The sequence below is a fragment of the Pseudovibrio sp. W74 genome (genome assembly GCF_001623085.1).
Lineage (GTDB): Bacteria > Pseudomonadota > Alphaproteobacteria > Rhizobiales > Stappiaceae > Pseudovibrio.
Map to the genome: position 1 here is coordinate 312339 of NZ_LMCJ01000013.1, position 12493 is coordinate 324831.

Sequence of the window (12493 nt, forward strand, 5' to 3'; positions counted from 1 at the left end):
CACGTTTGAATGGTGTTCAGTGTTGCTGTTTATGATTGATATGTAAAATTGATTTATAGGCAGAAATTATAGCGAAATTGCTATCAGAGCGCTTTGATCCATTCGGTTGTCTCAGCAATCAATGCTGCCAAGACAACCTGTCGTTTTGCGTTTTAGGAAAGGACTCTGGGCAGCCAAAGGGTTAGCGCTGGGAAGCTCACCAGAATTGCGACACGCACCAGCTCCGCGCCAAAGAACGGCGCAACACCTTTGAAGGTTTGGATCATCGGCGTGTCTTTTGCCAAAGCAGAAATCACGAAGACATTCATGCCCACTGGCGGTGTAATCAGCCCAAGCTCGACGACGATCAGCGCCAGAATTCCGAACCAGATTTTCAGGTCCTCAGTGCTCATGCCATATCCGGCACCATCAGCGCCCTGATACATGCCGCCGTTCAGCTCCATAAGCACAGGCCAGAAGAACGGGATGACCAGCAACATCATGGACATGCTGTCCATCAGGCAGCCAAGCGCGATCAGAGCCAGCAGGATTAGCAGCATCACGGTCATGGGTTCCAAACCGGAGCCTGCAATCCACGCCGCTGTCTCCTGCGGCAAGCCAATGCGGGACATGAAGATCTTGAGCAGTTCCGCACCCAGCAGGATCAGATAGATCATGCCGGAAGTCGCTGCTGTCTCCTTCAACGCTTCGATCATATCGCTGAGGGACAAATTGCGCTGGAGCAGTCCAAACAGCATGACGAGAAACACACCCACAGCAGCTGCTGGTGTTGGATTGTAGAAGCCGAAATAGATGCCGCCGATGACAAGTCCGAAAACGGTCAGTACAGGCAGCACGCCGAGGGAGGCTGCGAGGAACTCTTCTCGGGTTCCGGCACCACCTGCTGGGCCAGATGAGGGACTGACGAAAACGTAGAGCGCGATCACCGCGAGGAACAAAAGAACGGCTAAAATACCCGGAATAAACGCAGCAACGAACATAGTAACGATGTTCGCCTCCACGATCACCGCATAGATGATCAAAACAACGCTTGGCGGGATGAGAATGCCCAGAACTCCGCCAGCTGCGAGCGTGCCGGTGGCCAAAGCGCATGAATAATTATAACGCTTCAGCTCTGGCAGAGCGACTTTGCCCATGGTTGAGGCGGTCGCGAGTGATGATCCGCAAACAGCGCCAAACCCGGCACAGGAGGCAATCGCAGCCATAGCCGTGCCGCCTTTCATCCAGCCAAGCCATGCATTGGCCGCTCTGAACAGGGATTGGCTCAAGCCGGTTTTAGAGGCGAGCGCTCCCATCAGAATAAATAGCGGAATGACAGAGAGATCGTAAATGGCGAACTGGCCATATGCCAATGTTTTCAACTGACTAAGCAGCAGCATTGGGCCGTTGACAAGTGCAATTCCAACGCCGCCGACAAGGATCATCGCGTAGGCAATCGGGATACGGATGACAATGAGGAACACCAAAATGGCGAGGGCTCCAAAGCCCATGAAAAGACTTGCCGCCATCAGGTTCTCCGAGTCAGTTCTCTGGTGTTTTCACTCAGCGTAATAATCGCCCCAATGCTCAACAGAAAAAGCGAAATCAAAACAGGTACATACGCATACCAAACAGGGATCTGCAAAATTGCGGTGGTGTAATCGTACTCTCTTTGATCAGACATACCATGGTACATCCGCCACAACAGCAACAACCCAAACCCAAACGCAATGAGCGATGCGATCAACGCCAGAAACGCTTTCAAACGAGGACCAGCCTTACTGGTAAAAATGTCCGCTGTGACATTGGCATCGGTGATCTGACAGAAGGGCAGGAAGGAAAAGACTGCGATAGCAACGCCGATCTCAGTGAGCTCGAAATCCCCGGGAAACGGAGCTGCCCATATGTTGCCAAGGGTGGAGTAGATGTTTATCGCGACCACCGCCAGCAGAACCAAACCGCCGGTAAGTGCCCATGCTACAATAAGTTTTTCGAATGCACCGGCAATGCCGGTGCGTCCGAGTTTTTGAAAGGCGCCCATAGCTACTCGCTGTGCTTGGAAATCAATGCCTGTGCTTTTGCAACAATCGCGTTGCCATCAATGCCTTTTTTGGCGACTTCTGAGGTCCATTTGTCAACGACCGGAGCCAGAGCTTCTCTAAAGACAGCTGTTTCTTCTTCAGAAAGAGTGATGTGTTTGTTGCCTGACTTTACAGCGAGGCCGATGCCAAAGTCATCTGTCGCACGCCAAACTTCACCAACCTTTGCCCACCATTCAGGACCAGATGCATCACGGAAAGCCTTCTGAATGTCTTCAGGTAACCCTTCCCAGCGGTCTTTGTTCATGGAAACCTGGAAGACAGAAGTACCAAAGCGCGCTTTGCCAGCACCTTCGATCTGATACTCAGTCTGTTCCTGAATTTTCAGCGGTGGAATGATTTCCCAAGGAATAAATGCCGCATCAATCACGCCCTTTTGCAGAGCTGTTGGCAGCTCAGGAACCGGCATAGCTGCAGGAGACGCGCCAAGCGCTTCAATCACCCATGCACCGGTGCGCGATGGCGTACGAATGCGCATACCTGCCATATCAGCCGGACTGCGGACTTCCTTGTCGCGTGTATGAAGGCCTGCACCTGCATGCACGTGCAAGAACATGACTTCCAAGCCCTTGTATTCAACTTCAAGATCGCTCTTGAACATGTCGTAAAGGGCAAGGTTTGCCGCGCGTGGATCATCCAGGAATACGAACGGAAGTTCCATGACTTCAGTGCGTGGAAACAAGCCCGGTGTGTAACCGTTCAGGGTCCAGACAAGATCAACAACGCCGTCACGAACCTGGTTAACCAGCTCTGGTGGACGACCACCAAGTGACATGGACGGGTAAATCTCGATTTTGACCTGGCCGCCGGAATTTTCTTCAACGGCCTTTGCCCATGGTTCCAGCATCTTGGTCTGCGCTGGCGCTTTGGGGCTTAGAAAGTGGTGGAGTTTAAATGTGTATTCTGCTGCATCTGCCATAGAAACACTGGCAAGCAAAAGTGCTGTAGAAGCGCAGAAGCCTTTGAAATTACCAAACATAAGTATGTGACCCTCCTGAAGAATGGTCGAAACCAGACAAGCCTTCCTGATCCTGCTACTTGGGGCAGTCTCATCTCCCAAAGGCCGTCAAATTCTTAATCACGATCCGGATGATCCGCCAAGGGAATTCTTAGGAATCACCACTGTGAAATCGGAGAATTACATATACTTTTCAAAATGAATAATGAAAAATACCGTGCTTCTCATGCCGTATTGGGTATCAATATGCACCTTGAATTTGCTCTGACTTAGTGAGCTGGAGCGCGAACTTCCTCCTGTTCGCTCAGTCCCATAAGGATCTCGGCAAAGCATTGGGCCGCCGTATCCAGCGTTTCGCCAGCGCGCATGTTGAGGCCGACAGAGCCGACCGTCGCACGTGTATCAATCGGCAACTCCACGAACTGGCCGCTTTCAATCTCACGCGCAATCACACCGCGCGAAATGATCCAGATCGCGTTGTATTCCAGTGTGAAGGCTCTGCCGAATGAGTCCGAGACGGTTTCGATTGCCTGCTCTGGTTCAGGAATACCATGCTCAATGAAAAGACGATCGACGAACGGGCGAATAATTGAGGTTGCAGAAGGGATTAGCACCGGATGAGCATCCAGCTCATTCACGCTGATCTGCGGTTTTCCTGCGAGGGGATGGTTCTTGTCGACGGCAAAAACGACACGCTCGCGATAATGCGGTTCGAACACCAATCCCTGCATGTTCTCTGGTGCTGGCAGACGACCCATGACAAGATCCAGCTCGCCATTTCTCAGTTGATCCAGCAAGACGTGGTTCTCTCCGGTTACGATATGAAGCCTGTTTCGCAACCCTGTATCAAGGAAAGCCTTAACGGCCTGCGGAATGAGCGATGCAGCCACTGTTGGCAGAGCGCCAATGCGGACCATTGGGCCGTCGCTATAGTTGAGCTGAGTTAATGCATTGATGCCGTTACGGGCAGCGGCAAGACTGGTGCCTGCGTGGCGCAGGAACACCTCACCGTAATGAGTGATGCGGATACCGCGTCCGTCTTTTTCAATCAAAGGCTGCCCGCATATTTCTTCCAGTTCACGAATAGTACGGGTGACGGCTGGCTGGGTGAGATGAAGCACCTCCGCAGCGCGGCTCACGCTGTTTTGGCGAGACACTTCCACAAATGCTTCTAAATGCCTGAGCTTTAATCTGCGTAAGTTATTCATAACAATCTCAATATGATTAGTCTGGATAATATCATTATTCATTTTGAAACAGACATGCAATTGATCCGTTTAGGGGGATGCGCATGCACTTCATAGAATTAAACTCTACAACGCTTCACTTCAGTAAGACCAATTCAGAGTCAGCAGCACCAGCACTGGTTCTGATTAATTCATTGGGAACGGACTTTCGCATTTGGGATGAATTTCTGGTTCATCTCGGGCATCAAGGCGAAGTTCTGACCTATGATAAACGTGGGCATGGTCTTTCTAGTGTTGGCGATGAGCGGTATTCGATTGACTTGCATATGCGTGACCTTGCTGCGCTCATGGACAGCCAGTCCATAAAGAATGCAGTGATTTGCGGTGTATCTGTAGGGGGCATGATCGCAATGGCGCTGCAGGCCGCCCGGCCTGATCTGGTGAGCGGGCTGATCCTGTGTGACACCGCACCGCGCATCGGTGACGCACAGACGTGGCAAGAGCGTATCAACGCAATTGAGGCCAACGGGATGGAGGGGATCGCTGATACAGTGATGTCTCGTTGGTTCTCAGCGGGCTTTCAGGCAAAATGGCCAGAAGCAGTTGCAGGATATCGGAATCTTTTGTGCCGAACACCTTTGGACGGATACATCGGCACATGTGCAGCTATTCGGGACGCTGATCTAACCTGTCAGGCCGCGCAGATTGACGTGCCTGTTCTCTGCGTTGCTGGTGAGGACGACCAGTCTACACCGCCAGAACTGGTTGAGGAGATGGCATGCCTCATTCCGAATGCTAAATATGAGCGGGTGGGAAACTGCGGACATCTGCCAAGTCTGGAGCAACCTGAGTATCTGGCGCATCTTGTTCGGCAGGCGATTTCTCGTTGGCCAAACAGGGTTGACCAGCGTGAACTGCGGCAAAGCGAAATTTACAAACAAGGCATGCAGACACGACGTAGGGTGTTGGGAGACACTCACGTGAACGCTGCTGAAGTTCAAAAGAGCAGTTTTGATGCGCCTTTTCAGGAACTTATCACTGAAGCGGCTTGGGGGCATGTGTGGTCGCGGCACAACTGGACATTGCGAGAACGGTCCATTGTAACTATTGCGCTTCTCGCTGCGTTAGGGCACCTAGATGAGGTGGCCATGCATGTGCGGGCCGCAAGAAACACCGGGGCAACACGGGAAGATATAAGCGAAGCTCTGCTGCACACCGCAATTTATGCCGGTGTGCCAGCCGCAAACAGCGCCATCAAAGTCGTCAAAAATGTTTTCGCGCAGCTTGATGCGTCAGGGGAGTGAGATGAGCAAGCCAACGACCAATGCTGGTCCGTTCTTTCCACGAGACCGGAACTGGCATCCTCCGGCATTGTCGCCTAACTACAAAACGAGCGTGTTGCGGTCTCCGCAAAAGGCGCTTCTGTCTCTCGGAAATACAATCAGCGAAACCACCGGACCAGTCTTCGGCCACAACATGCTGGGTGAGCTGGATCACGATTTGGTACAGAACTATGCCAAGCCTGGTGAAAGTGCGCATGGAGAGCGCATCATCGTCCATGGCCATGTTCTGGATGAAGAAGCCAGACCAGTCCCGAATGCGCTGGTAGAAGTCTGGCAGGCCAACGCTGGTGGCCGCTACCGTCATAAAAAAGATGGCTATCTTGCTCCGCTTGACCCGAACTTTGGTGGGTGTGGCCGAGTGATAACCGATGAGAATGGATATTACGCTTTTCGCACCGTTCGTCCCGGCCCGTATCCGTGGCCAAACGGGGTGAATGACTGGCGCCCGTCCCATATCCATTTTTCTCTCTTTGGCTCCGGTTTCGCGCAGCGCCTGATTACGCAGATGTATTTTGAGGGCGATCCGCACATTCCGCTGTGTCCGATTGTGAGGACGATCAATGATCCTGCGGCGATTGAGATGCTGGTTGCCAAACTGGACATGAACCATTCTGTGCCAATGGACGCTCGTGCCTACCGCTTTGATATCATCCTGCGTGGCCGCCGCTCGACCATGTTTGAGAACCGTATGGAGGGCAATTGATATGACTAAGCTGGAGTATCTGAAAGAAAGCCCAAGCCAGACGGCTGGTCCGTACGTTCATATCGGCTGCACACCGAACTTCATCGGGAACACAGGGATCTTCAAAGAAGACCTTGGCGCGCGCATGGTGAATCTGCAAACCAAAGGCCAGCGCATTACCATTAAAGGTCGTGTGTTTGATGGAACCGGAACGCCTTTGAAAGACGCCATGCTGGAAATTTGGCAGGCAGACAGTGAAGGTCTGTTCAACAGCCCGTCAGAAACGCGTGGTAAAGCTGATCCCCACTTTACTGGATGGGGGCGCCAGCCGGTCAATCTGGAAAGTGGTGAGTTCTGCTTTCAGACTGTGAAGCCGGGGTCTGTTCCGTTTCCTGATGGCAGGACACAGGCACCACATATTAACTTCTGGATCGTTGCGCGCGGAATAAACATTGGCCTCAATACACGCATGTACTTCCCGGAAGAGGACGAAGCCAACGCAGTTGATCCGGTGCTGGGCCGTATTGAACATCGCGTGCGCGTATCAACGCTGATCGCGAAGCAATCCGGCGACACCTACACCTTTGACATTTACATTCAGGGTGAAAACGAAACCGTCTTCTTTGATATCTGATTGATAAATATGGCTGAATTTCTGTCTTTAAAAGATGCGGTCACGAAATACCTCAAAAGCGGTGACACTGCCGCTTTTGAGGGTTTTACGCATCTTATTCCCCACGCCGCTGCCCACGAAGTTATTCGGCAGGGCATTGATGAACTCGCTGTCATTCGCATGACGCCTGATCTTATTTATGATCAGCTCATCGGCATGGGGCTGGTCAGGAAATTGATCTTCTCCTACGCGGGTAATCCGGGTGTTGGGTTATTGCGACGTGTGCGTGATTCAATCGAAAACGGCTGGCCGCGCTCCATCGAGATTGAAGAGCACTCCCACGCCGCTCTTGCCAATGCATATGAAGCTGGGGCTGCTGGCCTGCCATGCGCCGTGTTTCGTGGTTATATGGGCACAGAACTTCAGCGCGTAAATCCGAATATCAAAAAAATAAATTGCCCTTTCACGGGTGAGGAACTAGCTGCTGTTCCTTCCATTCGTCCTGATGTTGCTTTCATCCATGCTCTTAAAGCTGACCGCAAAGGCAACGTGCTGATTGAAGGAATTGTAGGTGTCCAAAAGGAAGCCGTGCTGGCTGCTACGCACTCCATTGTGACGGTTGAGGAAGTGGTTGATGAGCTGGACACGCATATGAACGCGTGCATCCTGCCACACTGGACCGTCTCCGCTATTTGCGAAGTGCGCGGCGGGGCACATCCGTCTTATGCGCAAGGGTATTACGGCAGAGACAACAAGACGTATATCGACTGGGATCCGATCGCAGCAGATCGTGAGAGGTTTCAGGCATGGATGGAAGAACACGTGCTGAAACAGGGACCAGAGGTGTTTGCTGACCGCATCAAAGGGCTGGAGGTAACTCCGTGACAGCACCAGACTTTACCCCGGACGAGATGATGGCCATCGCGGCATCCCGCGCCTTGAGCAACACGGATGTGTGCTTTGTGGGCATCGGCCCGCCATCTGCTGCCTGTAACATCGCCCGTTTAACTCACGCACCAGATATTACGCTGATTTATGAGAGTGGAACGATTGGCACTGCGCCAGATATTTTGCCGCTTTCCATTGGAGATGGTGAGCTTTGTGACACAGCGCTGACGACGGTTTCAGTAACCGAGATGTTCCGCTACTGGTTGCAAGGTGGCAAGATCACAGTCGGTTTTCTGGGGGCAGCGCAGATTGATCGTTTCGCTAACATCAACACCACTGTTGTGGGTGACTACGACCATCCAACGGTAAGATTGCCGGGTGGCGGCGGAGCGCCTGAGATCTCCTCTTCCTCTCAGGAAACTTACATCACCATGAAGCAGAGCAAGCGTGGTTTTGTTGAGAAACTGGACTTTTTCACCTCCTTTGGGCACGGAGAGGGAGGTGACCACCGAGCTCGTATGGGCATCACCACAAAAGGCCCAACCCTGCTGATTACCGACCTTGCCATCTGGAAACCTGATCCTGTTACCAAAGAGCTGACAGTGGTCTCGCTTCATCCGGGTACGACCAAAGAACGGGTGCAACAAACAGTGTCTTGGGCTGTACGGTTCTCGGATGATTTGCAGGAGACCCCTGTGCCGACTGAGGAGGAACTGTCTGTTCTGCGCGCATTAAAAGCGCGAACGGCGGCGGCGCATGCGGGTAACAGAGTGGAGACGGCCTGATGTCTGAGGCATATATTTGCGATTATATTAGAACACCGATTGGTCGTTATGGGGGCGCGCTGTCTTCTGTTCGGGCGGACGATCTTGGCGCATTGCCAATTAAAGCATTGATGGAGCGGAACCCGTCAGTTGATTGGGAAGCCGTTGATGAAGTGTATTACGGCTGTGCCAATCAGGCTGGTGAAGACAACCGCAACGTGGCTCGCATGGTCGCGCTGCTGGCAGGTTTGCCAGAGGCTGTGCCTGGGACAACGCTGAACCGCCTTTGTGGTTCTGGTATGGATGCTGTCATTGCAGCCTCTCGTGCCATCAAGACAGGTGAATGCGATCTTGTGATTGCTGGCGGCGTGGAATCTATGTCCCGTGCGCCATTTGTGATGCCAAAGGCGACCTCACCGTTTTCTCGTGCCAACGAAGTGTTCGACACCACCATTGGCTGGCGGTTTGTGAACCCGAAAATGAAGAAGCAGTTCGGCATCGACAGCATGCCTGAAACTGGTGAAAACGTTGCTGAAGACTTTGGTGTCTCCCGTGCTGATCAGGACGCGTTTGCCGCGAGCTCACAGGCTAAAGCAGCGGCTGCACAAGAAAATGGCCGCCTTGCCAAGGAAATCATCGAGGTCACAATCCCGCAGCGCAAAGGCGATCCGATTATCGTGTCCGCTGATGAGCACCCACGTGCAGGGACAACTGCCGAGAAACTGGCAAAGCTGCCGACACCCTTCCGTGAAAATGGCAGCGTGACTGCGGGTAATGCCTCAGGTGTCAACGATGGCGCTGCTGCGTTGATTGTTGCCTCTGCAGCAGCGGTCAAAAAATATGGTCTGACCCCAATTGCACGCGTGCTTGGCGGAGCGACAGCCGGTGTTGCACCGCGCATTATGGGCATTGGCCCTGCTCCTGCAGCGCAAAAACTATGCGCGCGGTTAAATTTGCAACCTTCTGATTTTGACGTCATTGAGCTCAATGAAGCCTTTGCAAGTCAGGGGATTGCAGTTCTGCGCGAACTGGGGTTGGATGCAGGTGCAGCTCATATCAACCCGAATGGCGGGGCGATTGCATTGGGCCACCCACTGGGCATGTCCGGCGCACGCATCACCGGAACCGCAGCGTTGGAACTGAGCCTGCAAGGCAAAAAACGCGCACTGGCCACTATGTGTATTGGAGTTGGTCAGGGCATCGCGATCGCGCTGGAAAGGGACTAATGTGAGTGTGAGCCTCTTCACCAACCCTATGTGGAGCGGATTGTTTGGAGATGAGGACGTGCAACGCGCCTTCGCTCTGGAAACAACTCTGGATCACTATCTGGCTTATGAAGTGGCTCTCACCAAGGCCTTGTTCGCACATTCTCTGGTTTCAGCCGAAGCAAAGGACGCTGTGCTTGCTGGCTGCAAAGGGTTTGCACCTGACATAACGCGGATCAAGGCAGGCGTCGCAAAAGATGGCCTGCCAATCCCGGCTTTCATCAAGCAACTGCGCATGCGCGTTGGCGAGCCATACGCTGGAGAATGCCACAAAACATCCACCAGTCAGGATGTGATGGACACCGCACTGGCATTAGCTCTGCGAAAAACCTCTCAAATTCTGCAAAAACGCTTGTCTGCGGTCATCGCTGCACTTGAAACTGTGAAATCGGCGAATAGTGATTATCCGCTGATGGGCAGAACGCGCATGCAAGCCGCGCTGCCAATAACCGCAGGTGACCGCATTTCCACATGGATTGAACCGCTGAAACGGCACTATCAACGGCTAGACGATGTCGCTCCGGAGGTTGCAGTGCTTCAGTTTGGCGGACCTGTAGGAACAAGCCATGCTCAGGGCGAACATGCAGTTGCTATTGCCGCGCATATGGCGGCAGAGCTGGACCTGAGAGTTCCGGAGCATTCATGGCATACGCAGCGGGACAATATGGTGGATTACGCAAACGTTCTCTCCATGATCTCCGGCAGCCTTGGCAAGATTGGTACGGACGTTGCCTTGATGGCACAACAGGGCCTTGAGGAAATTAAACTTTCCGGTGGTGGACGCTCCTCAGCCATGGCCCACAAACACAACCCGATCAACGCGGAATTACTGGTAACGCTTGCCCGTTACAACAGCACCCAGGTCTCTGCGATGCATAGCGCCTTGGTGCATGAACAAGAGCGCTCAGGTTCAGCTTGGGCGTTGGAGTGGATGATCCTGCCCGGCATGTGCATTGCAACGGGCGCTGGTCTTCAGAGTGCATTAAAGCTGCTGAAACAAACAGAGTGGATTGGAACCCCCTTAAGTGATTAACTGCGCGCACCTAGTCTGAAAGGGAGAATGAGAATGTCCAGTCGCAATGAAGCCATCCAACGGGCGGAAACATATTTCGACAGCGGCGCATTCCTCACTGACCTGGCCCGATTAATCGCTATTCCGACGGAAAGTCAGGAACCCTACCAAAAACACCAATTGATGCGTTATCTGAAAGAGGAGATGCGACCACTTCTCGAGCGTCTTGGCTTCAAAACGCACATCTTCGACAATCCGAACCCGATTGGCGGCCCCTTCCTGTTCGGTGAACGCATCGAAGATCCAAGTTTCCCGACAGTTCTGACCTACGGGCACGGAGATGTTGTGCGCGGACAAGCCGGTAACTGGATGGGGGGAAGAGACCCGTTCGTTCTGGAAGAAGACGGCGAGCGCATTTACGGGCGCGGTACAGCTGACAATAAATGCCAGCATCTCATTAACCTTCAGGCCTTGGGATGCCTTTTGCAGGAAAAGAAGCAACTTGGCTTCAACTGCAAGGTGATCATTGAGACTTCTGAAGAAACCGGCTCCGCTGGCCTGCAAGAGTTCTTCGATGAACACAAGCAGATGTTGGCAGCGGATGTGCTGATCGCCTCTGACGGGCCGCGCTTGCAATCGGATACACCAACAGTCTTCACCGGTGCGCGTGGTGCGCAAACATTCACACTACAAGTAAACTTGCGTGATGGTGCCAATCACTCAGGCAACTGGGGCGGGCTGCTTGCAGACCCCGCCATTATTCTTGCCAATGCAATCTCCTGCATCGCGGACAAACGCGGTCAAATCCAGATTCCTAGTTGGCGCCCAACCAGCCTGACACCAGACATTAGGGAAGCTCTGAGTGATCTTCCCGTTGGTGATAGTCAAGGCCCGACCATAAACGAGAATTGGGGAGAGGAGGGTCTCACCCCTGCCGAGCGTGTGTTTGGCTGGAACTCCTTTGCCGTGCTCGCAATGAAGAGCGGCGTACCAGAAGCACCAGTAAACGCGATTGATGGTTATGCCTTCGCAGTTTGCCAGCTGCGCTACGTCGTGGGAACGGATGTACAGGGTCTCGTCCCATCTTTGCGTGCGCATCTGGATGCCAATGGATTTAATAATGTCGAGATAAGGCAGGAAGATCGCGGCTTCTTTCATGCAACGCGCCTTTCGCCAGATAATGCTTGGGTGCGCATGGTGATGGCGTCCCTGGAAGAAACCAGTGGCAAGACACCCCACCTTTTGCCAAACCTTGCTGGCTCCTTGCCTAATGAGTGCTTTGCAGAAACATTGGGCCTGCCAACCGTTTGGGTTCCGCATTCTTATGCTGGTTGTTCGCAACATGCGCCCAATGAGCATATTCTCAAACCGGTTGCTCGCGATGCCATGCGAAATATGGTGGCGCTATTTTGGGATATTTCGGAAAAAGGGGCACCTACTTAGGCTATTCAATGCCATCGTGAGGCTCATTTTGGGATAAAACCCTCATGATTTAAGGCGCTTAAGAGAAAAAGGTGAGCAGGCAGTGGAGAAAACAGATTTCTTTGTAAAAAATGCATTTGCCTGCTGGACAGGAGAAATTTGGCACCCTATAAGACGCTCACCTTCGCAGGACGGGAAACAAACCGACCTAGCAGAATGTGCCCGGATAGCTCAGTTGGTAGAGCAGCGGATTGAAAATCCGCGTGTCGGTGGTTCGAATC

12 protein-coding genes are annotated in these 12493 nt (G+C 52.8%); 8 read left to right on the forward strand and 4 right to left on the reverse strand.

Going from position 1 to position 12493, the window contains the following annotated elements; genetic code table 11:
• Nucleotides 1-152 precede the first annotated feature (152 nt).
• From PsW74_RS10435 to pcaQ, 4 genes are all read right to left on the reverse strand, one after another.
• The gene (locus PsW74_RS10435) at nucleotides 153-1508 is read right to left on the reverse strand and encodes a TRAP transporter large permease (RefSeq protein ID WP_063288035.1); all 1356 of its coding nucleotides are present in this window, start codon (nucleotides 1506-1508) and stop codon (nucleotides 153-155) included.
• Nucleotides 1508-2020, reverse strand: a complete 513-nt coding sequence (locus tag PsW74_RS10440) for a TRAP transporter small permease (protein WP_063288036.1) — start codon at nucleotides 2018-2020, stop codon at nucleotides 1508-1510. The genes PsW74_RS10435 and PsW74_RS10440 overlap by 1 nt, the downstream gene beginning before the upstream one ends.
• Nucleotides 2021-2022: 2 nt before the next feature.
• Nucleotides 2023-3057 (reverse strand): TRAP transporter substrate-binding protein, encoded by a 1035-nt coding sequence (locus PsW74_RS10445; protein WP_063288037.1) that lies wholly within the window; start codon nucleotides 3055-3057, stop codon nucleotides 2023-2025.
• A 248-nt stretch (nucleotides 3058-3305) separates the two neighbouring features.
• Complete coding sequence (gene pcaQ, locus PsW74_RS10450; protein WP_208987927.1) at nucleotides 3306-4244, reverse strand: pca operon transcription factor PcaQ; 939 nt, start codon at nucleotides 4242-4244, stop codon at nucleotides 3306-3308.
• 83 nt (nucleotides 4245-4327) lie between these two features.
• Between pcaQ and pcaD the strand changes: the two genes are divergently transcribed.
• Genes pcaD through PsW74_RS10490 form a run of 8 tightly spaced genes read left to right on the forward strand, consistent with a single transcriptional unit; the run spans nucleotide 4328 to nucleotide 12233 of the window.
• The gene (gene pcaD / locus PsW74_RS30200; protein WP_063288120.1) at nucleotides 4328-5527 is read left to right on the forward strand and encodes a 3-oxoadipate enol-lactonase; all 1200 of its coding nucleotides are present in this window, start codon (nucleotides 4328-4330) and stop codon (nucleotides 5525-5527) included.
• Nucleotides 5511-6269, forward strand: a complete 759-nt coding sequence (gene pcaH, locus PsW74_RS10460; protein ID WP_063288119.1) for a protocatechuate 3,4-dioxygenase subunit beta — start codon at nucleotides 5511-5513, stop codon at nucleotides 6267-6269. The genes pcaD and pcaH overlap by 17 nt, the downstream gene beginning before the upstream one ends.
• Before the next feature lies 1 nt (nucleotide 6270).
• Nucleotides 6271-6882, forward strand: a complete 612-nt coding sequence (gene pcaG / locus PsW74_RS10465; protein WP_063288038.1) for a protocatechuate 3,4-dioxygenase subunit alpha — start codon at nucleotides 6271-6273, stop codon at nucleotides 6880-6882.
• 9 nt (nucleotides 6883-6891) lie between these two features.
• Nucleotides 6892-7746, forward strand: coding sequence for a CoA-transferase (locus PsW74_RS10470; RefSeq protein ID WP_063288039.1), 855 nt, complete (start codon nucleotides 6892-6894; stop codon nucleotides 7744-7746).
• Nucleotides 7743-8534 (forward strand): CoA-transferase subunit beta, encoded by a 792-nt coding sequence (locus tag PsW74_RS10475; protein ID WP_063288040.1) that lies wholly within the window; start codon nucleotides 7743-7745, stop codon nucleotides 8532-8534. The genes PsW74_RS10470 and PsW74_RS10475 overlap by 4 nt, the downstream gene beginning before the upstream one ends.
• Nucleotides 8534-9739 carry a 3-oxoadipyl-CoA thiolase gene (gene pcaF, locus PsW74_RS10480; RefSeq protein WP_063288041.1) on the forward strand — a complete coding sequence of 402 codons (1206 nt, stop codon included), beginning with the start codon at nucleotides 8534-8536 and terminating at the stop codon, nucleotides 9737-9739. Before PsW74_RS10475 ends, pcaF begins: the two co-directional genes overlap by 1 nt.
• A 1-nt stretch (nucleotide 9740) precedes the next feature.
• Nucleotides 9741-10811 (forward strand): 3-carboxy-cis,cis-muconate cycloisomerase, encoded by a 1071-nt coding sequence (locus tag PsW74_RS10485; protein WP_063288042.1) that lies wholly within the window; start codon nucleotides 9741-9743, stop codon nucleotides 10809-10811.
• A gap of 33 nt (nucleotides 10812-10844) precedes the next feature.
• Nucleotides 10845-12233 carry a M20 family metallopeptidase gene (locus tag PsW74_RS10490; protein WP_063288043.1) on the forward strand — a complete coding sequence of 463 codons (1389 nt, stop codon included), beginning with the start codon at nucleotides 10845-10847 and terminating at the stop codon, nucleotides 12231-12233.
• Nucleotides 12234-12493: the final 260 nt, after the last annotated feature.

Coding starts and splice junctions, on each gene's coding strand:
- PsW74_RS10435 (WP_063288035.1), bottom strand. CDS start 1,508: ATGGCGGCAAGTCTTTTCATGGGCTTTGGAGCCCTCGCCATTTTGGTG.
- PsW74_RS10440 (WP_063288036.1), bottom strand. CDS start 2,020: ATGGGCGCCTTTCAAAAACTCGGACGCACCGGCATTGCCGGTGCATTC.
- PsW74_RS10445 (WP_063288037.1), bottom strand. CDS start 3,057: ATGTTTGGTAATTTCAAAGGCTTCTGCGCTTCTACAGCACTTTTGCTT.
- pcaQ (WP_208987927.1), bottom strand. CDS start 4,244: ATGAATAACTTACGCAGATTAAAGCTCAGGCATTTAGAAGCATTTGTG.
- pcaD (WP_063288120.1), top strand. CDS start 4,328: ATGCACTTCATAGAATTAAACTCTACAACGCTTCACTTCAGTAAGACC.
- pcaH (WP_063288119.1), top strand. CDS start 5,511: ATGCGTCAGGGGAGTGAGATGAGCAAGCCAACGACCAATGCTGGTCCG.
- pcaG (WP_063288038.1), top strand. CDS start 6,271: ATGACTAAGCTGGAGTATCTGAAAGAAAGCCCAAGCCAGACGGCTGGT.
- PsW74_RS10470 (WP_063288039.1), top strand. CDS start 6,892: ATGGCTGAATTTCTGTCTTTAAAAGATGCGGTCACGAAATACCTCAAA.
- pcaF (WP_063288041.1), top strand. CDS start 8,534: ATGTCTGAGGCATATATTTGCGATTATATTAGAACACCGATTGGTCGT.
- PsW74_RS10490 (WP_063288043.1), top strand. CDS start 10,845: ATGTCCAGTCGCAATGAAGCCATCCAACGGGCGGAAACATATTTCGAC.